Source organism: Actinoplanes sp. NPDC051513 (genome assembly GCF_044454685.1).
Lineage (GTDB): Bacteria > Actinomycetota > Actinomycetes > Mycobacteriales > Micromonosporaceae > Actinoplanes.
Window position 1 is genome coordinate 75349 of the sequence record NZ_JBITDW010000005.1, and the last position, 26953, is coordinate 102301.

Annotated in this window: 22 protein-coding genes; 6 read left to right on the plus strand and 16 right to left on the minus strand. The window is 71.5% G+C overall.

What is annotated here, in order from left to right; all coding sequences use genetic code 11:
* Window positions 1–85 precede the first annotated feature (85 nt).
* The 3 genes from ACIA5D_RS18130 to ACIA5D_RS18140 are packed head-to-tail and all read right to left on the minus strand — an operon-like array spanning window position 86 to window position 2981.
* On the minus strand, window positions 86–1477 hold the full coding sequence (locus ACIA5D_RS18130) for an NAD(P)(+) transhydrogenase (Re/Si-specific) subunit beta (protein WP_396031102.1): 1392 nt from the start codon (window positions 1475–1477) through the stop codon (window positions 86–88).
* Complete coding sequence (locus tag ACIA5D_RS18135) at window positions 1474–1758, minus strand: NAD(P) transhydrogenase subunit alpha (protein ID WP_396031103.1); 285 nt, start codon at window positions 1756–1758, stop codon at window positions 1474–1476. Before ACIA5D_RS18135 ends, ACIA5D_RS18130 begins: the two co-directional genes overlap by 4 nt.
* Window positions 1755–2981, minus strand: coding sequence for an NAD(P) transhydrogenase subunit alpha (locus ACIA5D_RS18140; RefSeq protein ID WP_396031104.1), 1227 nt, complete (start codon window positions 2979–2981; stop codon window positions 1755–1757). Before ACIA5D_RS18140 ends, ACIA5D_RS18135 begins: the two co-directional genes overlap by 4 nt.
* 60 nt (window positions 2982–3041) lie before the next feature.
* On the opposite strand from ACIA5D_RS18140, the gene ACIA5D_RS18145 reads away from it, so the two are divergent.
* Window positions 3042–4040: a zinc-dependent alcohol dehydrogenase family protein gene (locus tag ACIA5D_RS18145; protein WP_396031105.1), complete on the plus strand. Its 999-nt coding sequence runs from the start codon at window positions 3042–3044 to the stop codon at window positions 4038–4040.
* A 20-nt stretch (window positions 4041–4060) separates the two neighbouring features.
* Window positions 4061–4801 (plus strand): acetoacetate decarboxylase family protein, encoded by a 741-nt coding sequence (locus ACIA5D_RS18150; RefSeq protein ID WP_396031106.1) that lies wholly within the window; start codon window positions 4061–4063, stop codon window positions 4799–4801.
* A gap of 69 nt (window positions 4802–4870) precedes the next feature.
* Here the strand turns inward: ACIA5D_RS18150 and ACIA5D_RS18155 are convergent, their stop codons facing one another.
* The 3 genes from ACIA5D_RS18155 to ACIA5D_RS18165 all read right to left on the minus strand — a co-directional run bounded on the left by ACIA5D_RS18155 (window position 4871) and on the right by ACIA5D_RS18165 (window position 9372).
* Window positions 4871–5560, minus strand: coding sequence for a M15 family metallopeptidase (locus ACIA5D_RS18155; RefSeq protein WP_396031107.1), 690 nt, complete (start codon window positions 5558–5560; stop codon window positions 4871–4873).
* Entirely contained in the window at window positions 5541–5705 is a 165-nt protein-coding gene (locus ACIA5D_RS18160) for a hypothetical protein (RefSeq protein WP_396031108.1), read from the minus strand. Before ACIA5D_RS18160 ends, ACIA5D_RS18155 begins: the two co-directional genes overlap by 20 nt.
* 178 nt (window positions 5706–5883) lie before the next feature.
* The gene (locus ACIA5D_RS18165; protein WP_396031109.1) at window positions 5884–9372 is read right to left on the minus strand and encodes a hypothetical protein; all 3489 of its coding nucleotides are present in this window, start codon (window positions 9370–9372) and stop codon (window positions 5884–5886) included.
* Between the two features lie 322 nt (window positions 9373–9694).
* Between ACIA5D_RS18165 and ACIA5D_RS18170 the strand changes: the two genes are divergently transcribed.
* Window positions 9695–11242 (plus strand): methyl-accepting chemotaxis protein, encoded by a 1548-nt coding sequence (locus ACIA5D_RS18170; protein WP_396031110.1) that lies wholly within the window; start codon window positions 9695–9697, stop codon window positions 11240–11242.
* Between the two features lie 56 nt (window positions 11243–11298).
* Here ACIA5D_RS18170 and ACIA5D_RS18175 read toward each other — a convergent pair whose 3' ends face one another.
* Window positions 11299–12819 carry a methyl-accepting chemotaxis protein gene (locus ACIA5D_RS18175; RefSeq protein ID WP_396031111.1) on the minus strand — a complete coding sequence of 507 codons (1521 nt, stop codon included), beginning with the start codon at window positions 12817–12819 and terminating at the stop codon, window positions 11299–11301.
* Between the two features lie 134 nt (window positions 12820–12953).
* Here ACIA5D_RS18175 and ACIA5D_RS18180 point away from each other — a divergent pair, with 134 nt between their 5' ends.
* Entirely contained in the window at window positions 12954–14843 is a 1890-nt protein-coding gene (locus tag ACIA5D_RS18180) for a propionyl-CoA synthetase (protein ID WP_396031680.1), read from the plus strand.
* A gap of 48 nt (window positions 14844–14891) precedes the next feature.
* On the opposite strand, the gene ACIA5D_RS18185 is transcribed toward ACIA5D_RS18180, so the two are convergent.
* The 9 genes from ACIA5D_RS18185 to ACIA5D_RS18225 all read right to left on the minus strand — a co-directional run bounded on the left by ACIA5D_RS18185 (window position 14892) and on the right by ACIA5D_RS18225 (window position 23670).
* A complete protein-coding gene (locus ACIA5D_RS18185) occupies window positions 14892–16040 on the minus strand; it encodes an RNA polymerase sigma factor (RefSeq protein WP_396031112.1) in 1149 nt (382 codons plus the stop codon).
* The gene (locus tag ACIA5D_RS18190) at window positions 16033–16371 is read right to left on the minus strand and encodes a YciI family protein (RefSeq protein WP_396031113.1); all 339 of its coding nucleotides are present in this window, start codon (window positions 16369–16371) and stop codon (window positions 16033–16035) included. The genes ACIA5D_RS18185 and ACIA5D_RS18190 overlap by 8 nt, the downstream gene beginning before the upstream one ends.
* Entirely contained in the window at window positions 16368–16787 is a 420-nt protein-coding gene (locus ACIA5D_RS18195; protein ID WP_396031114.1) for a VOC family protein, read from the minus strand. The genes ACIA5D_RS18190 and ACIA5D_RS18195 overlap by 4 nt, the downstream gene beginning before the upstream one ends.
* A gap of 255 nt (window positions 16788–17042) precedes the next feature.
* On the minus strand, window positions 17043–17882 hold the full coding sequence (locus tag ACIA5D_RS18200; RefSeq protein ID WP_396031115.1) for a hypothetical protein: 840 nt from the start codon (window positions 17880–17882) through the stop codon (window positions 17043–17045).
* 51 nt (window positions 17883–17933) lie between these two features.
* A complete protein-coding gene (locus tag ACIA5D_RS18205) occupies window positions 17934–19301 on the minus strand; it encodes a transaminase (protein WP_396031116.1) in 1368 nt (455 codons plus the stop codon).
* 58 nt (window positions 19302–19359) lie between these two features.
* Window positions 19360–20310: a nucleoside hydrolase gene (locus tag ACIA5D_RS18210; protein WP_396031117.1), complete on the minus strand. Its 951-nt coding sequence runs from the start codon at window positions 20308–20310 to the stop codon at window positions 19360–19362.
* Window positions 20244–21902, minus strand: coding sequence for a sulfatase (locus ACIA5D_RS18215; protein ID WP_396031118.1), 1659 nt, complete (start codon window positions 21900–21902; stop codon window positions 20244–20246). Before ACIA5D_RS18215 ends, ACIA5D_RS18210 begins: the two co-directional genes overlap by 67 nt.
* Window positions 21903–21922: 20 nt before the next feature.
* Entirely contained in the window at window positions 21923–23194 is a 1272-nt protein-coding gene (locus ACIA5D_RS18220) for an RNA polymerase sigma factor (protein WP_396031119.1), read from the minus strand.
* 35 nt (window positions 23195–23229) lie between these two features.
* Entirely contained in the window at window positions 23230–23670 is a 441-nt protein-coding gene (locus tag ACIA5D_RS18225; RefSeq protein ID WP_396031120.1) for a YciI family protein, read from the minus strand.
* A gap of 175 nt (window positions 23671–23845) precedes the next feature.
* Between ACIA5D_RS18225 and ACIA5D_RS18230 the strand changes: the two genes are divergently transcribed.
* Entirely contained in the window at window positions 23846–26203 is a 2358-nt protein-coding gene (locus ACIA5D_RS18230) for a phosphoketolase (protein ID WP_396031121.1), read from the plus strand.
* A 197-nt stretch (window positions 26204–26400) separates the two neighbouring features.
* Window positions 26401–26925 carry a pyridoxamine 5'-phosphate oxidase family protein gene (locus ACIA5D_RS18235; protein ID WP_396031122.1) on the plus strand — a complete coding sequence of 175 codons (525 nt, stop codon included), beginning with the start codon at window positions 26401–26403 and terminating at the stop codon, window positions 26923–26925.
* The last annotated feature ends 28 nt before the right edge of the window (window positions 26926–26953 follow it).

Below are 26953 nucleotides of genomic sequence, written 5' to 3' on the forward strand. Positions count from 1 at the left end.
TTCCGCAACCGAGCGTTCCAAGTTGATCATTAGGTGTCAAGTGACCAAAGTCGATAAGCATGCCCTCCAAAGCAAAACCAAAACCTCACCTCGCGTACGCGTGGAGCCCGCTCAACAGCGCAGCCAGGCCCGCCTTGGCATCGGCGAAGAGCATCGCCGTTCGCGGGTCCGTATAAAGCTCGTTGTCGATGCCCGCGTAGCCGTGCCCCAGTGACCGTTTGAGCACGATGACCGAGCGCGCCTTGTCGACGTCGAGGATCGGCATCCCGGACACGGGGTTGCCGGGCCGCCGCGCCGCCGGATTGGTCACGTCGTTCGCCCCCACCACGAGCACCACGTCGGTGCGGGCGAACTCGGGATTGCTCTCCTCGAGGTCGCGCAGCTGCGGATAGGGCGCGTTGGCCTCGGCGAGCAGTACGTTCATGTGCCCCGGCATCCGCCCCGCCACCGGGTGGATCGCGTAGGTCACCTCGACCCCGCGCTCGGTGAGCGCCTCGGCGAGCGCGACCGCCTCGTGCTGGGCCTGCGCGGCGGCCAGCCCGTAGCCGGGCACGATCACCACCTTGCCCGCGTACGCGAGCTGGATCGCCGCATCGTCGGCGGTGATCTCGCGTACGGGAGCCGAACCTGACCCGGCGGCGACCGCGACCGCGTCACCGGTGCCGTAACCACCCGCGATGATCGCGGCGATCGGCCTGTTCATGGCGTCGGCCATGAGCTTGGTGAGGATCGCGCCCGCCGCGCCCACCAGGCCGCCCGCGATGATCAGCGGCGTGCTCTCGAGGACGAAGCCGGCCATCGCCACCGCGGTGCCCGTGCAGGCGTTGAGAAGCGAGATCACCACCGGCATGTCGGCGCCGCCGATCGGCAAGGTGAGCAGCACACCCGCGACCAGCGCCGCCACCGCCACCGCGGCCAGCAACCACGGCTGCGAGTCGCCGGCCACGAAGGCGATGCCCAGAGCCACCGCGATCACGGCGAGCCCCGCGGAGATCCACCGCCCGGACGGCACGGTGATCGGCCGGCCCGGGATGCGCCCGGCGAGCTTGCCGGAGGCGACCAGCGAGCCGGTGAACGTGACCGCGCCGATCGCCACATCGAGCACCCCGGTGACCGCGGCCTGCGCCGACGCCGCCCGGTCGCCCAGCGCGATCAGCGCCGCCGCGCCGCCGCCGACCGCGTTGAACAGGCTCACCAGCTGCGGCATCGCGGTCATCTTCACCCGCCGCGCCGCGACCAGGCCCGCCGCGCCGCCGGCCAGCGACCCGATCACCAGGGCGAGCACCGCCGGCGACGAGACGCCGCCGTCGTGGACGAGCACCACCGCCGTGGTCAGGATGGCGAGGGCCATGCCGGCCGCGGAGATGCGGTTGCCGCGGCGGGCGGTCGCGGGCGCGTTCATCAGGTGCAGGCCCACCACGAAGCCGGTCGCGCAGGCGAGGTAGACCAGGTGGACGATCGTGTCGAAGGCGCTCATGACCGGCTCCGGAACATCGCGAGCATGCGGTCGGTCACCACGTAGCCGCCGGCCACGTTCATCGCGGCGCAGAACGCGGCGACGGCCAGCAGCACGTAGCCGCCCACGCCGGTCACCGTCGCGGCCAGGAGCATCACGCCGACGATCACCACGCCGTGGATCGCGTTCGCACCCGACATCAGCGGCGTGTGCAGCGTCGCCGGCACCTTGCTGATCACCTCGAAGCCGACCAGCAGCGCGAGCGTGAAAACCGTCAGATCTGCCAGCAGCAGAGGGCTCATGAGCGGATCTCCCGTTCGAAGAGGGCCTTGACGCGCGGGTGCACGACCCGCCCGCCGTGCGTGACGACCACGGCCTGCTGGATCTCGTCGTCGAGGTCGAGGACGACCTCTCCGCCGGGCATCAGCGAGGCGAGCAGGGCAACCAGATTTCTTCCGTACGCCGTGGACGCGGCGCCCGGAACGGTGGCGGCGAGGTTCGCGGCCCCGATCACCGTGACGCCGGCGTCGGTGACCGTCCGGGTGTCCGGAACCGATCCCTCGACGTTGCCGCCCTCGGCCGTGGACGCCAGGTCGATGACCACCGAGCCGGGCCGCATCCCGGCGAGCGCGCCGGCGGTGACCAGCAGCGGCGGCGCCCCGCCCGGCACCTGCGCGGTGGTGATCACCACGTCGAACCGGGGGACCGCCCGGGCCAGGCCGTGCAGCTGGGCCTGCGACTCGTCGTCGGTGAGGCCGCGCGCGTACCCGCCCTCGGCCTCGGCGCTCGGCGTGCGCAGGTCGAGCACGGCGGCCCCGGTCGAGGCGAGATCGGCGCGGGCCGCCTCGCGCACGTCGTACCCGGTGACCTGCGCGCCGAGCCGGCGCGCGGTGGCGATCGCCTGCAGGCCGGCGACGCCGGCGCCGAGGACCAGGACCTGGGCGGGCCGCGTGGTGCCGGCGGCGGTCATCAGCATCGGGAAGAAGCCGGGGTACGCCTCGGCGGCCAGCAGCGCGGCCTTGTAGCCGGCCACGTTGGCCTGGGAGGTCAGCGCGTCCATCGCCTGCGCCCGGCTCAGGGTGCGGGGCAGCAGGTCGAGGCTGACCGCCGTGACCCCGGTGGCCGCGAGCCGTTGTGCCAGGCCGGGGTCGTGCAGCACCCCGAGCAGTCCGATCAGCAGCTGACCGGGGCGGCAGTTGTCGGCGTCCTCCGGCGGATGCAGGCAGAGCAGGACATCGCTCTCGGCGTACACCTGCTGCCTGCTGCCGACCGCGCAGCCGGCGCCGGAATATCCCACGTCCTCGAACCAGGCCCGATGGCCGGCACCGGATTCCACCAGCACTTCGACGTCCTGTTTGCGCAGCCGCTCGGCCCCGTCCGGGGTGAGAGCGACCCGCCGCTCCCGCCCCGCCGTCTCCAGCAGCACACCGACCGTTGCCATGTCCACCTCGTTGTAGATCTCGACCCCGTCGCCTTCGATGCTGTCCCAGAACAGCGCTCGTGACCACCTACCGCGGTATGTCATACCCCGGTCCGAGGCGCTTGCGGGCCGGCGAGGCCAAGATGGAGGCCGGAGGTGACGGGAATGCAGGCATGGCAGGTGCAGCACCCGGGACCGGACGTGTCGCGGGCCCTGCGGCGGGTCGAGATGCCGGTGCCGCGACCGGGGCCGGGTGAGCTGCTGGTCGAGGTCGACGCGTGCGGTGTGTGCCGCACAGATCTGCACGTCACGATGGGCGAGCTGCCACAGCACCGGCCCTCGGTGGTGCCGGGCCACGAGGTGGTCGGGCACGTGGCCGGGCTGGGCGACGGGGTCGCCGAGTTCCGCGAGGGCGACAAGGTCGGCGTCGCGTGGTTGCGCTCCACGTGCGGCCGATGCCGGTTCTGCCTTTCCGGGCGTGAGAACCTCTGCCCGAGATCGCTCTACACCGGGTGGGACGCCGACGGCGGCTACGCGCAGTACACAACCGTCCGGGCCGATTTCGCCTACCGGCTCCCGACGGGGTACACCAACGAGGAGCTCGCGCCGCTGCTCTGCGCGGGAATCATCGGTTACCGGGCGCTGACCCGGGCCGACCTGCCGCCGGGCGGCCGGCTCGGCGTCTACGGCTTCGGCGGCTCGGCGCACCTCACCGCGCAGGTCGCGATCGCCTCGGGCGCCGAGGTGCACGTGTTCACCCGCAGTCCCCGGGCGCAGAAGCTGGCGCTCGATCTCGGGGCGGCCTCGGCCGGCGGCTCCGACCAGGCGCCGCCGGGCTCGCTCGACTCGGCGATCATCTTCGCGCCGAGCGGCGACCTCGTGCCGATGGCGCTGCGCGCGCTCGACCGGGGCGGAACGCTCGCCGTGGCCGGCATCTACCTGACCGACATCCCGTCGCTGAACTACGACCGCGAGCTGTTCCAGGAGCGGACGCTGCGCAGCGTCACCTCCAACACCCGCGAGGACGGGCGGCGACTGCTCGACTTCGCCGCCCGGCATCGGCTGCGGGTGTCCGTCGATCCGTACCCGATGGAACGGGCCGCCCAGGCGCTCGCCGATCTGCAGGCCGGAAGGGTCGACGGCGCCGCTGTTCTGGCGCCTTAGCGCGCGATAAGGTCGGGCGCATGGCGGAGCGGGTCGGGCCCGGAACCTGGTCGATCCAGGGCGAGACGGTCACCCTGCCAGTGACCATCACCGATGCGCGCATCACCGCGGCGGTCTTCACCGCGCCCGTGGCCGGCGCGCGGCAGGTGCTGGCGGGGGTGCCGCTCGAGCCACTGGTGCTGTTCGGCCGGGCGATCACGCTGCTCATGACCATCCACTACGGACCGTGGGCGCTGAAGACGTACGACGAGGTCGGCATCGGGCTGCTGGTGCGCGGGCCGCGCGGCCGGCCCGGGCTGCACATCGTCGACCTGCCGGTGACCGGGGCGTTCACGCGCGAGGCCGGGCAAGATTTCTGGGCGCTGCCGAAGTGGCTGATGGAGGCCGACCTGACCTTCGGCGCGACCGCGACCGAGGTGACGGTGCGCGACGACGGGGCCGAGGTGCTGCACGCGGCGATCCGCAACGGGAAGGTGCGCCTGCCGTTCCCGACCCGGCTGTCGCTGCCCTCCTGGTCCTATCTCGATCACGGCGCGCAGGCGGGACGCCTGCTGCGCGGCAAGCTTCCGATGCGGCTGTCGGGCGCGCGGCTGGGTCGCGGCGGTCTCGACGTACGGCTGGGGGAGCACCCGATGACGCGGAAGATGCGGGCGCTCGGCATGCTCGGGCGGCCGTGGCTCACCGTGACCGGGGCCCGGCTGACCGGGCCGCTGGGGGAGTTCCGCGAGGCAGGCACGGCGCACCCGGCGCGGCAGGGCTGACGCTGCTGCTCATCGTGATGCGGTGTCGGGCCGGCCCCGCCGTGCTGGCTGGGCCGGCCCGCGTCCGGTTCACGGGAGGGTCAGGACCATCCCTGGCTTGATCTTGTCGGGGTCGGGGCCGATCACGGCCTTGTTGCGCTGGTAGATGGCGTTCCAGCCGCCGCCCACCTTCAGATTGTCGGCGATCGACGAGAGGTTGTCGCCGCTCTTCACCGTGTACTTCCGCGCCGTGGGCGGCTGCGGTTTCACCTGCTGCGGGACCGGGTTGCGCTTCAGGATCTCGCGGCGCGCCTTGGCCAGCATGTCGTCGGCGTCCGCGGGCGCGCCCATGAACTCGAAATGCATCGGGTCCTTGTGCCGGCCGCGGTAATGACCGCCCCACGCGAATCCGTACCTATTCCACAGCGGGACCATCCACGCCGGGAAATCGGTCTTGAGAACGCCGTGGAAATTCTCGGGATTGCGATCCCAGTTCAGGTCGACGGCCAGCCCCCAGGAATGGTTGCTCGGCCGCGAGGTGCCCTTGATGGCACGATTGACGTATCCGCCGCACGACTTCGGGTTGAACCGGTACCCGCGCCGCTCCGACTCGTCGAGCAGGATGTCGACGAGCGCGGCGATCCGCTTGTGCACGTTGACCTTGGTACCGGACCGGTCGGCCCGCACCCGGGCCTGATCCTTCGACCGGTCGGCCGACCAGCCCTGACCCCAGCCCTTGGCCCGCGGCCCGGTCTTGTAGTCACTCATCGAGAACCGCATCGGGCACCTCCTCGGGCTCGGGCTGGTCGGTCCCCTCGGTCTCGACCTCGGTCTCGAACGCGGCGTCGAGGTCGGGCGGAGTCGGCAGTGATTCGTCCCATTCGGCGAGCCTGCGGTCGTCGCCGATATTGACGGTGTCGCTCATGGTCGCTCTCCTTTCTTCTTGAAAGAATGGAAAGCGAATGGCGCGCGGTCAATTGCTCCGTCTTGTTCGGGACGCAATGTATCTGGGCGCAGTTCCGCGCCCCCTACTCCTTTTGACGCGATGCTTTCCGGTCACCTCGCACGGCCACCGACGACAGCGCGGTAGGGCTCGCTTGCACTCAGCGAACGGCCTCGGCCAAACGGACGGCCTCGGCGTGAAGGCGAGTGTCGTCCGCCCGCGCAGCGGCCTCGGCGAGCCCCGGCAGTTCGGCCCGCGCTCCGGTAGCGGTGGCGGCCTCCGTCGCGACGGCAAGGAGTTCGGTCAGCCCGGTCGGCGCGGGGTCGAGCCGCAAGAGGGCGGGAAGCATCGCATAGGCGATCGCCCACACCACGTGCCAGGCGCCGCCCCGCCCCAGCCGGGACAACGCTCCCGCCGCGCCGCCTGCTGTGTCGCCGGGCGTGCCTGCCCCCGAGGCGACCAGCAGCCGCAGCTCTCGCCCGAGCAACGCTGCGTCCAGCCCGCCGTCGCCGGCCAGATGCTGCACGGCGTCGATCGCATCGTGCCGCCGCGCTTCCTGGGAGTTGACCAGCCCTCGCGCCAGCGCCAGGGCCATCGCCGGCCCGAACGGACCTGCCGCCCGGGCCAGCCCGGCCAGCACCTCCCGCCCGGCATCCTCGGCCGGCTCTGCGCCCGCTGCCTCCTTGCTGATCGGCAACGGCGTCCCGGCCTTGGCAGTCCCACCGCTGGCTGCGTCCGTGCCGGTTGCGTCCGTGCTGGCCGCGTCCGTGCCGGCTGCGGCCGTCTCGGCGTCTGCGAGATACGGGAGGCAATGGGTCGCGATGATCTCGCGGTGACTGGGCAGCACCCATGGCCAGCAGCGCATGTCGAGCGCGATCGCGCCCTCCGCGTTCGGGGGCCCACCGCGGGTCGTGTGCTGCTCGCCGCCGGGCAGGGGCGGCCCGCTGAGCAGGGCGGCCAGCACCTCCGCCGCCCGGCCGTGGGTGTCGGCAGCCGGAGGGTCGATGCGGGCGAACGTCACCGCCCGGCGACCCGGGTCTCCGGGCGTGGCCGTCGCCGTCGTGGCCGGATCGGGCAGGCCCCCCGCACGCAGCCAGGCGGCATAACGCCTGCCGGCCGGTGAGGCCAACCGCGCGGCCGCCTCCGTCACGCTGGGGTCGACGTGCCTGGGCAGGCGCAGCAGCGCCTGTGTCAGGTCGACCGGCCCCGGCTGCCAGCCGTCGCGTTCGGCTTCGAGCAGGCGGAACAGCAGCCGTGACGGACTCACATGCCCGTCGACCGTGGCCGGCGTCGCGAGCAGCGTCGGCGGGCCGACCGACCGCGCGTCATCCGCTGCCCGCCCGGCGTCGGCTGCCCGCCCGGCGTTGGCTGCCCGCCCGGCGTCGGCTGCCCGCCCGGCGTCGGCTGCCCGCCCGGCGTTGGCTGCCCGCCCGGCGTCGGCAGCCCGCCCGGCGTCGGCTGACCCCGCGCCATCGGCCAACTGGTCGGCCAGCTCGTGGATCCGCGCCAGCACCATCGCCTGCGGGGCTGCTGCCTCAGCCCGCCACCTGACTCGCTTCTGGACGGTGTTTGTCTCCCACGCAGTACGGTACCGAGCCGGGCCCGCGAGGGCATCGGACCCAGGTATGACATCCTCGCGGCCGATCACCAACGCGCGGATCAGCACGTCGAGCGGCGTCGGGGTCTCGTCGAGCAGCGGGGTCAGAGCGGCCGTTGTCGCCGCCCGGTCGGTTCGGGCGAAGGCCGACAGGCCGGCCAGGAGGCGCTCGAGACCCATCGGATCCCACGGGTCCGCCCGGCGTGCGTCCATCTCCGCGGCGAGCTCGCCCACCGAAGCGATCGGTGGAGGCATCGGGTCTACCGACCGTGGCGCGGGTGCGGCCGGAAAAGCGCGGAGCGGTCGGGGCAACGGGGATGGTGAGGACGCCTGGATCGGGCTCGGAGAAGGCTCAGCGTTCTGCGGGGACTCGGTGAGCGGGGGTGTCCGAGCGGGTTCGGGGGCCGCGGCCGGCTCGGAGGTAACGGCCGGTTCGGGGGCCGCGGCTTGTTCGTGAGTCGCGGCCGATTCAGGGGCCGCCACCGCTTCGGAAGCCGCGGCCGGTTCGGGGGTCGCAGCCTGCGGCAAAGCCGGCCGTACCCCCATCAACTCGCCGGCCGGAGTCTCCAGTGCCAGCGACAGGCTCGGCGCGGCCTCGCCCACGAACTCCCAGCCACGGGGATGACCCGCCAGCAACCTCAGCGCCCAGCCGGCGATCGCCTCCGACGGGTTGGTCAGGGCGGTCGCCACGGTTTCCAGCAGCGGCCCGGCGCTTGCGGGCCGCCGCTCCAGCTCTCGGGAGATCCAGGCCAGCTGGGCGCGTGCCAGCTTCTTCTCGGTACGGCGGAAGACCGCCTGCCCGGCGGCGGCCACGGTGCCGACGTCGGCACGGCCGGCTTCCTCCAGCGTGAGCAGCGCCTGCTGGGCTGCGGCGGCCACCGAGGCGTGCGGACCCGCCAGAAGGCGAAGATATTCGGCCCGATGCTTGGCGATCGATTCCGCGGTGAGGGCGAGCAGATCGTGGAGGGCCACCACCATGCGCAGCGAACCGGCATGCGCAGGCTCACCCATCCGCCGCAGCGCCAACCGGTGCAGCGATGCCCGGCCGAGCCTGCCGCTCTCGGCCAGTTCGGCGATGGCGGGGGCCCAGTGAAGGCCGGGGACGACACCCGCCGGTGGGAAGAAGACGCGTGGCAGCAGGCGATCCAGCCAGGGATCGGTGGCGAGCCGCTCGGCCAGGCCGTCGCCGAGAGCGCCGCGTTCGCGGATCCAGCGGCGGGCCAAGGCGTCCGTCCCGGGTGGGGGCACGCCAGCGGCCTCGAGGAGGGCCTCGGTCACTGCCCATTCGCCCGGCCAGGCGGCGCGGGCGTCGAGCTGACGCGCCAGGCCGGTGGCCACGGTGGTGATCCGAGGACGGCCGGTCGCCGCGAGCACCCGGACCATTGCCTCGAGCGTCTCGGTCGACGGGACGTGCCGGAAGCGCCGCGAGCGCAGCCAGGCGACCACCTTGTCGGCGCCGGTCAGGCATCCGGCCCCCGCCACCAGCAGGACACCCTCCCGGCGAGGGGCGGGATCCTCGGTGATCGGCGCGGCGCGGACCAGGCCGCTCAGGGCTTTCCGCCCGCGTTCGTCAAGCATGAGGAGCACGTCGGCCATGTCCTCGGGCGTGCCCTGCTCGACCAGCGCGCAGAACTCTTCCTCGCCGACCCGGCGCTCCGGCGGCCGCCCGCGTCGTGTCCCTGGCGCGCGTCCGCGTCCCGTCGCCGCGGGCGCGCTTCCTCGCTTCGCTGCGGCGCCACCTCGGGTTGCGGCGGGCGCGCCGCTTCGGGTCGCGGCGGCCGTGCCACCTCGGGTTGCGGCGGGCGCGCCGCTTCGGGTGGCGGCGGCCGTGCCGCCTCGGGTCGCGGTGCCGTCTCGGGTCGCGGTGCCGTCTCGGGTCGCGGTGCCGCCTCGGGTCGCGGTGCCGCCTCGGGCGGCGGTGCTGCCTCGGGTTGCCGCGGACGTGCCGCGACGGGTCGCGGCGGGCGTGCCGCGGGTGGTCTTCGGCGCCAGCCGGCCGCCGTCGGGGTGGGAGGAGAGCTGGTAGCCGACGGTTTTCGAAACCGCAGCCATGATCGCGACCGTACCGGTCACCCGCGCCGTCCGTGGCGTTTCGCCCGGAGTCGGATCCCTCGAGGACAGATGCCTAGCCTCCTAGGAAGCTCAAGGCCGGGCGGCTGGGCGCGGGGAGCGTGTCGATCACAGGCACACGCTACGGCCATACCAGGAGACAAGCGGGCGGAACGGATGTCCGACATTAGTAGGGATAAGTCGGTCAATACAAGAACTTCCGCCGCTGTTGCTCATCCCAGGGCGGTTCGGTGCCGATCTTCAGTACGACGGCGTGACGGGAGGCACAGGTATGGGGCTGGCTAGAGCGTTCGACAACTTATCGTTGCGAACCAAGATCGGGACGGCGGTGCTGACCGCCACGGTCAGCGGCCTGATCGTCGGTGGCGTCGCCATCGGCACACTGCGCCAACAGAACTCGGACGCGGCCGCGGCACAGCGCAAGACCATCGCGGTCGAGGCGGCTGCCGGCACGTTCGCCAAGAACATCGAGGCGTACGCCGGGAACCGGTCGGCTCTTCAGCTGTACCCGAGCCTGGCCGACCTGATCAAAAAGAACATCGAGGGCAACACGACCGCGGTGACCGGCGCGCTCGCCAGCCTCGAGACGAGCCTGGCCGACGACCCGGCGGGCGCCGGGCTGGTGGTCCAGGCGAAGAAGGACTGGCAGGCCTACCTGGACTTCAACAGCCGGGACTTCACCAAGCTGTCGGCCGCCGAGCTGTCCAAGATCGCCGATGAGTACAACGCGATCTACGGTGCGCTGGTGACCGACGAGGGTAACCTCCAGGCCCGGGCGCAGTCGTTGTCCGACGAGAGCATCGCCAAGGGTGAGAAGGCCGGGCGCACGGCGACCTGGACGGTCTCCGGCCTGCTCGCCCTGGGTGTGCTGCTGAGCCTTCTCATCGGCTTCCGGGTGGCGGGCCGGGTGCGCACCGCGGTCCGCGGCGTCTCGCACGTGGCCGAGGGCCTCGCCGAGGGCGACCTGACGCGTACGTCGGGGGTCGACACCAACGACGAGGTGGGCCGCATGGCGGCCGCCATGGACCGGGGCCTGAGCCGCCTGCGCGAGGACCTGGTGCAGCTGGCCGGCAACGCCGGCACGCTGAACTCGGCCGCCGGCCAGCTGACCGCGGTCTCCGGCCAGGTCGACGCGGCCGCGACCGAGGCGTCGGCGCAGGCCGGCTCGGTGGCCGCCGCGGCCGACGAGGTCTCCAACAACCTGCAGGTGGTCTCGGCCGGCTCGGAGGAGATGGGCTCGGCCATCAGGGACATCAGCGTCTCCACGACCGAGGCCTCCGAGGTCGCGGTGCAGGCCGTCGAGGTGGCCGCGCAGACCAACGCGATCGTGGCCCGGCTGGGCGAGTCGTCCAGCGAGATCGCCACGGTGGTCAAGACGATCACCGCGATCGCCGAGCAGACCAACCTGCTGGCCCTGAACGCCACCATCGAGGCGGCCCGGGCGGGCGAGTCGGGCAAGGGCTTCGCGGTCGTCGCCGGCGAGGTCAAGGACCTGGCGCAGGAGACCGCGAAGGCGACCGAGGACATCTCCCGCCGGGTGCAGGCGATTCAGATGGACACCGACGGCGCGGTCACGGCGATCGGCGAGATCTCGGCGATCATCGAGCGGATCAACGGCATCCAGCTGGCCATCGCCTCGGCGGTGGAGGAGCAGACCGCGACCACGCAGGAGATGAACCGCACACTGTCGGAGGCGGCGGCCGGCGCCGGCAACATCGCCTCGACGATCGGCACGGTCTCGGACGCGACCCGGCGTACGTCGGGCGCGGTCGGCGACACCCGGGCGGCCGCGGACGAGCTCGCCCTCACGGCGACCCAGCTGCAGCAGCTGGTGGCCCGCTTCCGGTACTGACCCAACGCACGAAGAACGGCCGCTGCGAAATGCAGCGGCCGTTCTGTTTCACAAGCTCAGCGCTCGAACGCGTGGGCCATGGTGGCCTGCTCCTCGAGCACCTCGCCGATCCGGGCCTGCACCGCGTCCATCTGCCCGATGGTGTCGCTGGTGGTGCGGATGCCCCCGGCGACCGACTCGGCGCTGGACTGCAGGGCCGCGATCTGCTCGGAGACCCGCTTGGTCGCCTCGGCGGTCTCCCGGGCGAGCTCCTTGACCTCGCCGGCGACGACCGCGAACCCCTTGCCGATCTCGCCGGCCCGCGCCGCCTCGATGGTGGCGTTCAGCGCAAGCAGATTGGTCTGGTCGGCGATCGAGGTGATCACCTTGATGACGTCGCCGATCGAGTTCGAGGCCTCGCCGAGTGCGGTCACGTCCCCGGTCATGTCCGAGGCCCGCGCCACCGCCTCATCGGCCACCCGGGCGGCGTCGCTGGTGGCCTGGCGCAGCCGGTCGACCGTGTCGAGCAGGTCGCGGGCGTTCTGGGCCGAGATCTCGGCGCCGCGGACGATGTCGAGGCGCTGCGAGACCAACTGCTGAACGTTGCGCAGCGACGAGGCCCGCGAGTCGCTGAGCTCGATGAACTCGGTGGTGAAGAAGTCCATGGTGCCGACGATGCGGTCCATGCTGACGATCGGGAAGCAGACCCCGGAGCGGACCCCGGCGCGGGTGGCGGCCGGCGCCCGGACGCAGTCGGTGAGGTCGCCGATGTTGCGGACGAAGACGAGGTCGCGCTGCCGCCAGGCGCGCCCGGAGAGCCCGACCCCCTCGGCGAAGGTCGCGGCCAGGGTGACCTTGCGGAACTCGTCGCCGGCCGAGCCCGATTCGACCTTGAACTTGAGCAGGCCCTCGGTCTCGTCGATCTCCCAGTAGGAGCCGTACGCCCAGCCGAACGCGGTGCGGACCGCGTCGAGGGCGGACTTGAGGGCGCGGGCGGAGTCGCTGGTGTGCCCGAGGGCGCTGACCACGTTGGTGACCGCGAGCCGGTCGTCGGCGAGCTGCCGGGTGGTGAAGCCGGCGAGCGCCGCCTCCCGGGCCTGCTCGGCGACCCGCATGATCGCGCCCCATTTGCTGATGAGGGCGCTGTCCACGGCGACCTCGGTGCGGCCGTAGAACTCCATGACGGCGGTGACCTGTCCGTGCACGCAGACCGGCAGCGCCAGCGCGGCGCGGCAGCCGGTCCGGATCGCGGCGGAGAGCCGCGAGTCGCCGTCGCGGGAGCTGTCGTCGGCGTAGATCGGCTCGCGCTTGCGGATCGCCTGCTGGACGAGGCCGGGGCCGGACGCGGTGCCGCCGAGCGAGGAGACGATCCGGCCGAGCTCGTACTCGAGGCGGGGGTGGCCGTTCTCGACGATCCAGGCCGCGCCGTACTCCATGTCGTAGAACTCGACGTACGTCGACGCGAAGATCCGCCAGGTGCTCGCCTCGTCGGTGGCGCTCTCGAGGTTCGCGATGAACTCCTCGAGCGCCTCGATGTCGCGCGGGTTGCGGCGTGGCGTCGCGGGCCGGTCGACGGCCCGGCTTCCGAACAGACCCATGAAATCAGGCTACGGAGTGAAATCCCGGTTTTTTCGGTAATCGGGAGGTTGCAACCGGCCGGTTCGGCGCAAACGTCGCACCGTTCGGCGCAATTGCCTGGACGCGACGACGGCCCCGGGTGCTGACTGACCCTATGGGCGAATACCAGCGGCAGTACGAGCGGAGCGTGACCGATCCCGAGGGCTTCTGGCGGGACGCGGCCGCCCTGATCGACTGGGTGACGCCGCCGGGCCGGATCCTCGACGACGACCGCCCGCCGTTCTACCGCTGGTTCCCCGGCGCCGGGCTGAACACCTGCTTCAACGCGCTCGACCGGCACGTCGAGGCGGGTTTCGGCGCCCGGGTGGCCCTGGTGCACGACAGCCCGGTGACCGGCGTGCTCACCTCGTACACGTATGCCGGTCTGCGCGACGAAGTCGCTGTTTTCGCGGGCGCGCTGGAAAGGCTGGGCGTCACCAAGGGCGACCGGGTCGTGATCTACATGGCGATGATCCCGGAGACCGTGGTCGCCATGCTCGCCTGCGCCCGGCTCGGCGCGGTGCACTCGGTGGTGTTCGGCGGCTTCGGCGCGAAAGAGTTGGCCGCGCGCATCGACGACGCGCAGCCGAAAGTTGTCGTGGCCGCGTCGTGCGGGGTGGAGGCCGGGCGGGTCGTGCCGTACCTGCCGATGCTCGACGCGGCGCTGGAGGCCGCCGCCCATCGGCCCGCCCGCTGCGTGATCTTCCAGCGTCCGCAGCATCCCGGCTCGTTGCGTCCGGGGCGCGATCTGAGCTGGGCCGAAGCGGTCGACGGCGCCTCGCCCGCGCCGTGTGTGCCGGTGGCGGCGACCGACCCGCTGTACATCCTGTACACCAGCGGCACCACCGGGAAACCCAAGGGCGTCGTACGCGACAACGGCGGTCACGCGGTCGCGCTGCGCTGGTCGATGAAGGCGGTCTTCGACACCGGGCCGGGCGACGTGTTCTGGGCGGCGTCCGACGTCGGCTGGGTGGTGGGCCACTCCTACATCGTGTACGCGCCGCTGCTCACCGGCGCGACGACGATCCTCTACGAGGGCAAGCCGGTCGGCACCCCCGACGCCGGCGCGTTCTGGCGGGTCGCGTCGCAGCATCGGGTCACCACCATGTTCACCGCGCCCACCGCGATCCGCGCCATCAAGAAGGAGGACCCCGCCGGCGTCCTGCTCCGCGGGCGAAACTTGAGCTCGCTGCGATTGCTCTTTCTCGCCGGCGAAAGACTCGATCCCCAGACGTACGAGTGGGCAGGCGACCTCCTGCGTGTCCCGGTGATCGACAACTGGTGGCAGACCGAGACCGGCTGGCCGATCGCGGCGAGCCCCCGCGGCATCGAGAAGCTGCCCACCAAGGCCGGTTCGCCGTCGTTCCCGGTGCCGGGCTATCGCGTGCGGGTCGTGGATGCCGCCGGCGCCGACGCGAAGGCGGGCGAGGACGGCTCGATCCTGCTGGAGCTGCCCCTGCCGCCCGGCTGCCTGCCCACGCTCTGGGGCGATGACGAGCGATACGTGCGGTCGTATCTTTCGGCGTACCCCGGAAACTATCTGACCGGCGACGGGGGCCGTTTCGACGACGAGGGCTATCTGTACGTCATGGGCCGCACCGACGACGTGATCAACGTGGCCGGTCACCGGCTGTCCACGGGCGCGATGGAGGAGGTCCTGGCCGGGCATCCCGCGGTCGCCGAATGCGCGGTGATCGGGGTGGCCGACCCGCTCAAGGGGCAGCTGCCACGCGGCTTCGTGGTGCTCAAGAGCGGCGTCGCGGTCGACCCCATCGGGCTCGAGGAGGAGCTCGTCGCCATGGTGCGCGCGCAGATCGGGCCGGTCGCCTCGCTGCGCCGCGTCGACGTGGTGGCCGGGCTCCCGAAGACGCGCTCGGGGAAGATCCTGCGGCGGACGATGCGCGGCATCGCGGACGGGCAGGAGGAGCCGCCACCGTCCACGATCGACGATCCCGCCGTCCTCGATCGACTGCGCCCGATCCTCACCGACCGCCGGCCCGGCTGAGCCGGCACCCGGCCGCGGCAGACCGTCGCGGTGAGCATGGTCGAGCCGTCAGAGCCGTCGCTGCAGAAGTGACCGCTCGGCCGGGTCGGTCGTCCGCGCGAGCGCCTGCTCGTCGGCCCGCCTCGCCTCGTCATGGCGGCCGAGGTCGCGCAGCAGCTCGGCCCGGGTGGCGTGCAGCAGGTGATAGCCGTCGAGAGCGTCGCGCAGACCGTCGGCCGAAGCCAGGGCGGCGGCCGGGCCTTCGGCGTAGCGCAGGGCGATGGCCCGGTGCAGGCGGGTCACCGGGGACGGCGCCAGGTAGAGCAGCATGTCGTACAGGGTGAGGATCTGCGGCCAGTCGGTGTCGGCCCAGGTGGGCGCCTCGGCGTGACAGGCGACGATGGCGGCCTGCAACTGGTAGGGGCCCGGGCGCCTGTGGGCGGCGGCGCGGGCGATCAGGCGGCCGGCGTCGGCGATCGCCTCGTGGTCCCAGGCCGACCGGTCCTGATCGGGCAGCGGGACGATCTCGCCGTGCTCGTCGAAGCGGGTCCGGCGGGCGCGGTGCAGGCGGATCAGCGCGAGCAGGCCCGTCACCTCGGGTTCGGCGGGCATCAGCGTGTGCAGCATGCTCGCCAGGAAGTGGGCGTCGTCGGCCAGGAGGTCCTGGTTGCGGTAGCCCTCGTTGAAGAGCAGGTAGACGACCGCGAGGACCTCGCGCAGCCGCGCCGCGAGATCTTCCGGTGCGGGTATCCGGTACGCGATCCCGGCGTACGCGATCTTGCGCTTTGCCCTGGTGATGCGCTGGGCGATGGTGCTTTCCGGCACGAGGAACGCCGAGCCGATCTGCGCGGTGGTCAGGCCGCAGACGACGCGCAGGGTCAGCGCCACCTGGGCCGCGCGCGGCAGTGCCGGATGACAGCAGGTGAAGATCAGCCGGAGACGGTCGTCGGGGCGCGCCTCGACCGGCCACGGCGGGATCGGCATGCGGCTGCGCCGGCGGATAGCGTCGAGGCCGCGGCGGCGGGCGACGGTGTAGAGCCACGCGTCCGGGCGCTCCGGGATGCCCTCGGCGGGCCAGTGCCGCAGCGCGGCCTCGACGGCGTCGGCGACCAGATCCTCGGCGGCGCTGAAGTCCCCGATCAGCGGCACCAGCGACGCGGCGAGCCGGCCCGCGTGGTCGCGGACCACCCGGGCCAGCTCGGCCTCTTCCTCATGCAACGGGGCGGATCTCGACGAGCGGGCAGGCCGGCCAGGTGCGGGCCACGCGCAGCGCCTCGTCGAGGTCGGCCACGTCGATCTCGGCGAACCCGCTGACCACCTCCTTGCCCTCGACGAACGGGCCGTCGGTGACCAGCGGGTCGTCCCGGTCGACGCGGATCGTGGTCGCGGTGTCGGCGGGCATCAGATGGGTGTGGTGCAAGATCTTGTCCTGGTGGTCGGCGAACCACTGCATGACCCGGTCGTAGGACTTCTTCCGCTCGTCGTCGTCCATCGCGGCCAGCGCCGCGGCGAACTCCTCGGTCTCGACGAACATCAGGACGTATTTCATGCCGGGGTCCCTTCGAGGTGCGTGCCGATGACCCATCCGTGCCCGTACGGGTCGATGACGAACGCGTCCCGATCACCGTAGAACTGATTCTGGGGCGCGCGCTTGACGATTGCGCCCCGCGCCCCGGCCTCGGCGACGACGGCATCGACATCCTCGACGTAGAGGTAATGGAACACGGACGCCCCATCGGTGGCGTCGGCGGGCGGCGCGGTGGTGCCGCGGCCCGGGTCCTCGTCCTCGACCATCAGCACCGAGTCGCCGATCTCCATCTCGGCGTGCGCGACCGAGCCGTCCGGCGCGGCCATCCGCATGCGCTCCTTCCCGCCGAAGACGTCGGCGTAGAAGCGCAGGGCCGCGTCCGCCCCGCGCACGACCAGGCAGGGGGTGATCCGGCGGTAGTTGTCGGGTATCGGCATGTGCTCTCTCCTTCGTTGCTCCTACCCTTCAGACGACCGGCGGCCACCCGGATACGACACTTGGCCACCGGAACTTTGGTCGACCACGACCGGCGGCTGCGGATCACCGAGGCGGGGCAGGGGGCGCGGGGACGGCTGACGGCTCATGCGCCGGCGGTGCGGGGCGGCCATTCACGACGGGATCGACGACGCCGACTATGTGAACACGCTGAAGGTGCTGTTGCGGATGATTCGCAACGTCGGCGGGTAGGGCGGTCAGAACAGGATTCGGGCCCTGGCCTTGTAGCCGTCCAGCAAGTCGGTGGCTCGGGCGCGCGCCTGCCGGCCCGGCTCGGTGTCCGACGCGACGAGGTGGTTGTACGTTGCCTGGATCGCGTCCTGGGCCACGGCGTCGTCCTCGTCGCGGTAGTGGGCGATGGCCTCCGCGAGCGGCTTGCCCTCGGCGATCTTCGTCAGCGCCCACATCGTGCCGACCGCGCTCGTCAGCCGGTCGTCGACGGCCTTGCCGCTGTCGTCGGCCTCGGCCCAGGTCCAGAGGCGTACGGGACGGATGTTGTCGACGTCGGAGCCGATCGACTCGGTCAGCGAGTTCAGGGCGTCCATGAGCTTCACGTAGCTCTCGACGTCGAACGAGCCGAACTTCGGCAGTTGCTTGGCGGCGCCCGGCCCGACGTAGCCCTCGATCCGCAGGGCGGCCGATGCTTCCAGGCGGTTGAACTGGGCCTCGGCGGCGATGAACGGCAGTGTCATGTTCGCCTTGGCGTCGAAGTTGCTGACCTTCACGATCAGCCGGGCCGCGGTGCCGTAGCGCAGTTGCCCCTCGGGACGCATGACGCTCTTCGAGCGGGAGAACTCGGCGACCAGGACACGCGACTTGTACGACGCCTCGCCGCTGCCGCCCACGGTGAGGCCGAGCTTCGCGGCCACGTCGGCCTTCAACTCGTACTGGTCCCAGGTCCAGAGGTCGAGGTCGGCCGCCTGGGGGACGTCGGCGTCGGCCAGGTTGGGCACGGCCGCGACCGTCAGCCTCACCGGCGCGACCGACAGGGTCTCTTCCTTGATGTTCGCCTCGGCGGCGATGGGATACCACGGCATGGCGCAACCGTAGTCACGCGGGCGCGGGACCTCAGTCGGATCACCGACGAGTCAGGCCAGCAGCTCCGCGAGGGCCGCGCCGAAGACCTCGTGGTGGCGGCCGACGTCGTCCACTGTGGTCACCGGCGACATCAGCGCCATGTTGTGGAACGGCGTCAGCAGGATGCCGCGGTTCGCCAGATAGAGGTGCAGGAAATCCTCCAGCGATGGGTCGGCCGAGGCCGCCGACTCGGTGCCGTTGAGCGGGGCGGGGTTCGCGAAGCGGTACTCGACGCGCGCGCCCAGCTGGGCGACGGACCACGGCAGGCCCTGGCCGTCGATCAGCTTGCGGACGCCGTCCGCGAACGCGGTGGCCGTGGCGATCATCCCCGCGAAGGCGTCCGGCGTGAGGACCTCCATGAGCGTCGCCCGGGTGGCGGCCATCGACACCGGGTTGCCGGCCAGGGTGCCGCCGACGCCGCCCATGTCGACCAGGTCGAGATCGCCACGGCTCGAGAGGGAATCGGCGAGCGAAGCCGACAGGCCGTACGCCCCGACCGGAATGCCGCCCCCGATGGCCTTGCCGATCGTCAGGACGTCGGGTTGCAGGTCCCAGGCGGCGGTCGCGCCGCCGGGTCCGGCCGAGAACGTGTGGGTCTCGTCGTTGATCAGGTAGGTGCCGTACCTGCGGGTCAGCGCGCGGACGCCGGCCAGGTAGCCGGGCGTGGGCAGGACGATGCCGATGTTGGTGAGCGCCGGCTCCATCAGCACGGCCGCGACGTCGCCGTGGGCCAGTTCGCGCTCGAGGCCCTCGAGGTCGTTGAACTCGGCCACCCGCGAGGTGGTCGTGACGTCGGTGGGCGCGCCGACGTTGCCCTCGCGGCTGAGGCCACCGCCGTCGGGGCCGACGACGATCAGCGACTCGTCGACCGAGCCGTGGTAGCAGTAGCTGTTCACCAGGATCTTCGAGCGGCCCGACACGGCGCGCAGCAGGCGGATGGCCCAGCGGTTGGCGTCGGTCGCGGTCAGCGCGAAGCTCCAGTACGGCAGGCCGAAGCGCCGGGCCAGTTCGTCGCCGACAACCGCCGCGTCCTCGGTCGGCAGCATGGTGCTCGCGCCGCCGAGATCGGCCAGGCGGCGCGTCACGGCCTCGACGACGGGTGCGGGGGAGTGGCCGGCCATCGCGCCGGTGTCCCCCAGGCAGAAGTCGACGTACTCGTGGCCGTCGACATCGGTCACGCGGGCGCCGCGGGCGCGGCCGACATACACGGGGAAGCCGCCGGCGGTCTTGTTCATCCAGGTCATCGGGACGCGGCCGAAAAGATGACCGGCATTCGCGTACGCGGCGGCGGAGCGTGGATGCCGCTGCTCGTAGGTGGCCCGTTCCCGGGCTGCGAGCGAGGCTAGGCGGGCGCGATCGACTCCGGAATCCGTCGGCATGGCGCGACGCTACCAACGATCACGGCATCACGGGAGGGGCTGGGCTACTGATTCCGTGTCAGGCGATGCCCAGGATGCGGCGCAGGATCGCGGGGCCGCCGGGCGCGCCGAGCGCCAGCACCACCCGTACGCGAGAAGGCGCCGAAGCGTCCTCACGCACCGCGCCCTCGAGATCGACTCGCAGCGGCAGCTGCGGGGCGTCGGACGGCGTCAGATCGCCGACGGCGATGGCGGCGGCCAGCGGATCGTGCAGGGGGATCTCGCGGACGCCGAGCTCGGGCTCGTAGAAATCGAAGTAGACCGGCACCATGTCGGCCAGGGCCTCGTGCAGACCGGTCCCGCCGGCCCGCAGCGCCGCGCGGTCGCCCTCGGTCCAGCGGTGCCGCATGGTCACGTCGAGGGGGACCAGGGTGACCGGCCAGCCGGCGGCCAGGACGGCGGCCGCCGCGGTGGGATCGTCGTGGATGTTGGCCTCGGCGTGCGGGGTGACATTGCCGGGAATCCGCACCGCGCCGCCCATGACGGTCACGCTCGCCACCATGTCCGTTATCTCTGGCATTTCCGTCAGGGCGGCCGCGAGGTTGGTGCAGGGCCCGGTGACGAGGACGTGCAGTTCGCCCGGGTTCGCCCGCGCGAGATCCTTGAGCAGCTCCACCGCGGACCGGGGATCGGCCGCACCGCCGTCGGGAAGCGCCACACCCCCGACACCGTTGTCTCCGTGCACCGTCTCGGCGCCTCGCCGGAAAGCCCCTTCACCGATCGAAACCGGTATATCCGGTCTGCCGGCCAGCGAAAGCAGACCCAGCGTGTTGCGAGCGGCCTGGACGGCGGACGTGTTCCCGTTGCAGGTTCCGATGCCGAGCAGCGAGACCGACGGCGTGGCCAGCAGATAGGCCAGGGCGAGGGCGTCGTCGACCCCCGTGTCGCAATCCAGGTAGAGCTTCAGGACGCCGCCGCCTTCGTGCCGAACGCCTGGAAGAACCGATCGCGGAACGCGTTCATCGGCCACACCGGCGTATCTCCCAGGGGCCGCAGCCCCTCCGCCCACTGCCAATCGGTGATCCGCTCGAGCACAGCCTTGTCTTTCGTCACGATCGTGATCGGGACGTCGTGGCTCGCGCCCGCGCCCGAGGCGATCGGCGACGGCTGGTGGTCGCCCAGGAACACCATCACCAGGTTGTCGTCACCGTACTTGACGATCCAGTTCACCAGCGACGTCACCGAATAGACGATGGATTTCCCATACTCCGGGCGTACCTGCTTGGGGTCGGCCCACAACGCCTTCGGCTTCTTGGCGTCGGCGACCATCGACTGGTAGACCGAGCCGTCGCCGATCGAGTCCCAGTCGTCGATGTAGCCGGGGATCGGCGCCCACGGCGTGTGGCTCGACACCAGCGGCATCTCGACCATCAGGCTCTTGCGGTTCGTCTTCTTGTACTCGATGGTGTTGAACTGCTTGAGCGTGTACTGGTCGGGCATCGGCGCCCAGCTGAACTTCGGGCCGTTGTACCCCAGGTTCCGCGAGTCCCACACCTGGTCGTACCCGTAGAAGCTGCCTTCCGGCCAGGCGCGCGTGGCCCCGGGCATGACGCTGACCGTGCGCCAGTCGCCGGTGTGGAACGCCCTGGTCAGCGTCAGCCGGTCGCTGGCGACCAGGTTGCGGTAGCGCTGCTCGTTGTTGATCCACAGCCCGGACTCGAAGGTGGAGTGCGCGAGCCAGGACCCGCCGCCGAAGGTCGGGGAGGTCAGCCAGCCGCTGCGCGCGGTGAAGCCTTTTTCGCCGAGCAGCCGGGTGCCCTGGTCGAGCACCGGGTCGACCATCGGGGCGAGGGCCGGGTGCTCGATGGCGCTGCGGCCATAGCTCTCGACGAACGTGAAAACCACGTCCTTGCCCTTGAGAGCGGTCAGCATCTGGTCGGGCGGCACATTCGCGTACGGGTCCTGCTTGACCTCCTTCGCGAACTGCGCCTCGTCTTTCAGACCGGCCCGGGCCTGGTGGGCGCGATCCCAGGCGTACGTGGCGGTGCTTCTCGCCGCAATTGGCACCGCGCCGGTGAACGATGCGCCCAGGGCGAAAGTGGCCGCCCAGGCCACCGCGACGCCGCCCGCCGTGATCAGCGAGCGCCGCTGATGGTTGCCGACCAGGCGGCCGACGCGCAGGACCGCCCACGTGGTCAGCGAGAGCACGGCGGCGACCAGCGCGAGGATCCCGATCGCCGCCCCGATCGCGGCGCCCTTGCCGTAGGAGTCGACCACGAAGCTGTAGGCGTCGTCGAAGAGCACCCAGTCCAGGACCGGGTCGAAGGGCCGGTTCAGCTCGGAGAAGAACCCCATGTCCAGGCATTTCTCAATCACCAGCAGACCGATTAGTACGCCCAGAGCGGTCCCCAGGATGCGCCGCGGCTTCGGGGGCACCAGGAGAAGCGCGATCAGGAACGCGCCCTCCACCGGGATGCGCAGGAAGCCCAGCGGGGTCAGGCGCGACAGGATGTTCGGGAAGATCAGAGCGGCGAAAACGATCAAACCGGCCAGAACGGTGAGACCTTGGGCGACGATCGGCCGGGCTTTTGGTGGTAGGTGGAGCTGCACGACGTGGGACACGGATCCCGGCCGGCAACGGTTCAAGGGCGCGCCGGCTGATCACAGGCGGCGGCGCGGCCCAGCAGCAGGGTCCGCTCCCGCTCGTTGCGGGTCAGCGACGCCGCCCGCTCGAACTCGGCCCGGGCCTCGGCATGCCGGCCCAGCTTGGCCAGGAAATCGCCGCGCACGCTGGGCAGCAGGTGATAGTTCCGCAGGGCTGGGAAGGCCATCAGCTGGTCCAGCAGCGCCAGCCCGGTCTCCGGCCCGTACGCCATGGTCAGCGCCACCGCGCGGTTCAGCTCGACCACCGGGGACGGCATTGCCTGGGCCAGCTGCTCGTAGAGGCGGGCGATGCGCTCCCAGTCGGTGTCGGGGAAGTGGCGTGCCCGGGCGTGGCAGGCGGCGATGGCCGCCTGGAGCACGTACGGGCCGGGCTGCGCGTGGCCGAGCAGGGCCTCGGCCCGCTCCAGCGCGGCCAGGCCGCGGCGGATCAGCAGTTGGTCCCAGCGGGACCGGTTCTGGTCGGCGAGCAGGATCGGCGCGCCGCCCGGGCCGGTGCGGGCCGGCGTTCGGGAGGCCTGGATCTCCATCAGCGCCACCAGGCCGTGCACCTCGGGCTCGCGCGGGGTCAGCCGGGCCAGGATCCGGCCCAGCCGCATGGCTTCCTCGCACAGGGCCGGCCGCATCCAGTCGTCGCCGGCGGTGGCCGAGTAGCCCTCATTGAAGATCAGATAGACGACCTCGAGCACCGAGCCGAGCCGGGCCGCCAGCTCGCCGCCCTGCGGCACCTCGAACGGCACCCGGGCGTTGGACAGGGTCTTCTTGGCCCGCACGATCCGTTGCGCCATGGTCGGCTCCGGCACCAGGAAGGCCCGGGCGATCTCGTCGGTGGTCAGGCCGCCGAGCAGCCGCAGGGTCAGCGCGGCGCGGCCCTCCGCCGACAGCACCGGGTGGCAGGCCACGAACACCAGCCGCAGCAGGTCGTCGCCGATGCCGTCGTCCTCGGCGACCAGCACGCCGATGTCGGGGGCGGACTCCTCGAGGTCCCGGCCGACCTCCGCGATCTTGCGCCGGAAGGTCTCGTTGCGCCGGATCTGGTCGATGGCCCGGCGCTTGCCGGCGGTCATCAGCCACGCGCCCGGATTGCGCGGCACGCCGTCGGCCGGCCACTGCTCCAGCGCCGCGACCAGCGCGTCCTGCGCCAGCTCCTCGGCCACGCCGACGTCGCGGACGAGCCCGGTCAGTCCGGCGATGAGCCGCGGCGCCTCGATCCGCCAGACGGCCTCGATCGCGCGGTGGGTGTCAGTGGCCACGGGCCCCGTCTACCGCACCGCGCGATCAGGCGCAACTATGCCGATCGGAAACCCGGGGCGGCCTGCGCCTCCCGCTTCTCCACGGCCTCCCGCAGCTCGGGGGTGAACGCCTCGCCGAGGTCCTCGAACTGGACGACCCGCCGGATCTCGATGTTGGTCGTTTCCCCGCCGTGCCGCTGGACCGGGCAGCGCTTGAACCACTCGACGCACTCCTCGAGCGACTTCATCTCGACCAGGTAGAAGCCGCCGACGAGCTCCTTCGTCTCGGCGAACGGCCCGTCCACCACGGTCTTGGCGTCGCCGTCGAAGTAGATCCGGGCGCCCTTGTCGCTGGGGTGCAGGCCGTCGGCGGCCAGCAGCACGCCGGCGTCGACCATCTCCTGGATGAAGTTCCCCATCGTCTCGATGTCCTCGGTCGTCGCGTGCCGGCCGGATTCGCTCTCCGCGGTGGCCTTGGTGATCACCATGAACCGCATTGCTGTCTCCTCATGTCAGGGTGCGTTTTCACCTACGCGTCGAGCGGCGGTCGTTCCTTTCGACACCCTGCCAGAAGTTTCTTCCGCGTAATCCGCAGGGTCGAAAGACCCTTACGTGGCCGGTACCGGGGAACCGTAGGTTGGTGTTAGCCGACGACCGCGAAAGGACACTGCCGTGAGTCTCGATCTCGCCCGCACCCTGGCGGAGCCCGACCAGGCCGACCTGGACAGGCTCGACGCCTGGTGGCGTGCCGCGAACTACCTGACCATCGGCCAGATCTACCTCCAAGCGAACCCGTTGCTGCGCGAGCCGCTCGCCGCGGAGCACATAAAGCCGCGACTGCTGGGGCACTGGGGCACCAGCCCCGGCCTGTCGTTCATCTACGCGCACGTCTCCCGGCTGATCCGGCACACCGGGCAGCAGGCCATCTACCTGGCCGGCCCCGGCCACGGGGGCCCCGCGCTGGTGGCGGCCGGCTACCTCGAGGGCACCTACACCGAGGTCTACCCGAAGGTGACGCAGAACGAAGAGGGGATGAACCGGCTGTTCCGCCAGTTCTCCAGCCCCGGCGGCATCCCCAGCCACGTCTCCGTGACCACGCCCGGCTCGATCCACGAGGGCGGCGAGCTCGGGTACGTGCTGGTCCACGCGTTCGGCTCGGTGATGGACAACCCCGATCTGCTGACGATCGCCGTGGTCGGCGACGGCGAGGCCGAGACCGGCCCGCTCGAGGGCTCGTGGAAGGGCATCTCGTTCCTCAACCCGGCCCGCGACGGCGCGGTCCTGCCGATCCTGCACCTCAACGACGCCAAGATCTCCGGGCCCACGGTGCTCGGCCGCAAGGACCCGGCGCTGGTCCGCGCGATCTTCCAGGGTCACGGCTACCACGTGATCGAGGTCGAGGGTCACGACCTGCCCGGCATGCACCACCGGTTCGCGGCGGCGCTGGCCGACGCGTACCAGCGCATCCAGAACAAGAAGGCCGGCAGCGACGAGCCCTGGCCGATGATCGTGCTGCGGTCGCCGAAGGGGTGGACCGGGCCGCACGAGGTCGACGGCGTCGTGGTCGAGGGCACGTGGCGGGCCCACCAGGTGCCGCTGTCCGGCGTACGCGACAACCCCGCCCACCTGCGCATGCTCGAGGAATGGCTGCGGTCGTACCGCCCCGCCGAGCTCTTCGACCCCGCCGGCGCCCCGATCTCGCTCATCCGTGAGCAGGCGCCGGCCGGCGAGCTGCGGATGAGCGCGTCGCCGCACGCCAACGGCGGCCTGATCACCCGCGACCTCGACATGCCCGACTTCCGGTCCTACCAGATCGAGGTGAAGTCGCCGGGCGCCGAGCGGGCCGAGTCGACCCGCAAGCTGGGCGAGCTGATGCGCGACATCTACCGCTCCAGCCCCGACCGGTTCCGGCTGTTCTGCCCCGACGAGACCAACAGCAACCGGCTCGGCGCCGTCTTCGAGGCCTCCGACCGGGCCTTCATGGAACACCTGGTGCCCGGCGACGTCTCCATCGGGCCCGACGGCCGGGTGATGGAGGTGCTCAGCGAGCACAACTGCCACGGCTGGCTCGAGGGGTACACGCTGACCGGCCGGCACGGGATGTTCGCGACCTACGAGGCGTTCGCGATGGTCAGCGCGTCGCAGACGGTGCAGCACGGCAAGTGGCTGCAGGAAGCCGACCATCTGAGCTGGCGGGCAAAAGTGCCGAGCCTCAACATCCTGCTGACCTCCACGGCGTGGCGCAATGACCACAACGGCTTCTCCCACCAGGGCCCCGGCCTGATCCAGGTGGTGCTCAACCAGCGCGGCACGGTGGCCCGCGTCTACCTGCCGCCCGACGCGAACTGCCTGCTGTCGGTGGCCGACCACTGCCTGCGGTCGCGCTCCTACGTCAACCTGATCGTCCAGGACAAGCAGCCGCAACTGCAGTACCTGACGATCGACGAGGCGATCGAGCACTGCACCCGCGGCGCGAGCGTGTGGGAATGGGCCGGTACCGACGACGGCGGCACCGACCCCGACATCGTGCTGGCCGGCGCCGGCGACATCGTGACCATGGAAACGGTCGCGGCCGCCCAGATCCTGCGCGAGCGGTTGCCCGGGTTCCGCGTCCGGGTCGTCAACGTGGTCGACCTGATGACGCTGATCCGCCCCAAGGACCACCCGCACGGCATGGGCGACACCCTGTTCACCGAGCTGTTCACCGACACGGTCGACGTGGTCTTCGCCTTCCACGGCTACCCCGGCGCGATCCACCAGCTGGTGCACGGCCGGCCCGACGCCGACCGCTTCCGGGTGCGCGGCTTCATCGAGCAGGGCACGACCACGACCCCGTTCGACATGACGGTCCGCAACAAGGCGTCGCGCTACCACCTGGTCATGGACGCCATCAACAACGCCAAGCGCCTCCCGCGCGGGGCGGCCGAGCTCAAGGCCTGGTGCGAGTCGCAGCTGGCCCGCCATGAGACGTACGTGGTCGAGCACCTTGAGGACATGCCCGAGGTGCGGGACTGGTCGCTCTCCTCCTGACGGGCCGAACGGGCACGGACCGGGTCGTGGTGGCCCGGCCCGTGCCGACGGTGCTCGATGTCCCAGTCCTCCATGACCCCCCGCTCGCCCACGTGCCCGGGGCATCGTCATGCCGGTCGGCGACCGGGGGTGTTCGTTGGGCGCTTGCCCGTCCAGCGGGCGATGACCCGGCGCGGTGGCCGGGCTACGTTGTGGTCATGCTGGAGAACGCCGAAGAGATCGCCGCGCTGCAGCTTCTGCTCGACCGGTCGCACGCGGGGGCCACCAACCATCTGCGCAACATCGTGCACGCCGGACGGACCCTCACCGCCGAGGATCTGGCCGCGCTGCTCACCGGCATGAAGGTGCTCAGCGTCGCCACAGTGACGGGCCGCGGCGAGCCGCGGATCAGCGCGCTGGACGGCCACTTCCTCCACGCCACCTGGACCTTCAGCACGTCAGGGACCGCCGCCAAGGCCCGCCACCTGGAACGCCGGCCGGCCGTCAGCGTGGCGCACATCGACGGCGAGGAGCTGGCCGTTTTCAGCCACGGCCGGGCCGAACAGATGTACCCCGCCGACGACGACTGGAAGGAGACCCTCGAACACTGGACGAACCACTACGACTCGTCGCCGCTGAGCTGGGGCGAGGACGTCCGCATGTACCGCCTGCGCCCGCACTGGATGGTCGGCTACGCCTCCGACCGCCTCGAGGTCCTGTCCCGGCGCGGGGTCACGCCCTGACCATGAGCACGCCCCCGGTCACGCCCTG

Bases quoted from the DNA above. Each gene is read 5' to 3' on its own strand.
- ACIA5D_RS18130 (WP_396031102.1), bottom strand. From the start codon at position 1,477: ATGAGCGCCTTCGACACGATCGTCCACCTGGTCTACCTCGCCTGCGCG.
- ACIA5D_RS18135 (WP_396031103.1), bottom strand. From the start codon at position 1,758: ATGAGCCCTCTGCTGCTGGCAGATCTGACGGTTTTCACGCTCGCGCTG.
- ACIA5D_RS18140 (WP_396031104.1), bottom strand. From the start codon at position 2,981: ATGACATACCGCGGTAGGTGGTCACGAGCGCTGTTCTGGGACAGCATC.
- ACIA5D_RS18145 (WP_396031105.1), top strand. From the start codon at position 3,042: ATGCAGGCATGGCAGGTGCAGCACCCGGGACCGGACGTGTCGCGGGCC.
- ACIA5D_RS18150 (WP_396031106.1), top strand. From the start codon at position 4,061: ATGGCGGAGCGGGTCGGGCCCGGAACCTGGTCGATCCAGGGCGAGACG.
- ACIA5D_RS18155 (WP_396031107.1), bottom strand. From the start codon at position 5,560: ATGCGGTTCTCGATGAGTGACTACAAGACCGGGCCGCGGGCCAAGGGC.
- ACIA5D_RS18160 (WP_396031108.1), bottom strand. From the start codon at position 5,705: ATGAGCGACACCGTCAATATCGGCGACGACCGCAGGCTCGCCGAATGG.
- ACIA5D_RS18165 (WP_396031109.1), bottom strand. From the start codon at position 9,372: ATGGCTGCGGTTTCGAAAACCGTCGGCTACCAGCTCTCCTCCCACCCC.
- ACIA5D_RS18175 (WP_396031111.1), bottom strand. From the start codon at position 12,819: ATGGGTCTGTTCGGAAGCCGGGCCGTCGACCGGCCCGCGACGCCACGC.
- ACIA5D_RS18180 (WP_396031680.1), top strand. From the start codon at position 12,954: ATGGGCGAATACCAGCGGCAGTACGAGCGGAGCGTGACCGATCCCGAG.
- ACIA5D_RS18190 (WP_396031113.1), bottom strand. From the start codon at position 16,371: ATGAAATACGTCCTGATGTTCGTCGAGACCGAGGAGTTCGCCGCGGCG.
- ACIA5D_RS18195 (WP_396031114.1), bottom strand. From the start codon at position 16,787: ATGCCGATACCCGACAACTACCGCCGGATCACCCCCTGCCTGGTCGTG.
- ACIA5D_RS18200 (WP_396031115.1), bottom strand. From the start codon at position 17,882: ATGCCGTGGTATCCCATCGCCGCCGAGGCGAACATCAAGGAAGAGACC.
- ACIA5D_RS18205 (WP_396031116.1), bottom strand. From the start codon at position 19,301: ATGCCGACGGATTCCGGAGTCGATCGCGCCCGCCTAGCCTCGCTCGCA.
- ACIA5D_RS18225 (WP_396031120.1), bottom strand. From the start codon at position 23,670: ATGCGGTTCATGGTGATCACCAAGGCCACCGCGGAGAGCGAATCCGGC.
- ACIA5D_RS18235 (WP_396031122.1), top strand. From the start codon at position 26,401: ATGCTGGAGAACGCCGAAGAGATCGCCGCGCTGCAGCTTCTGCTCGAC.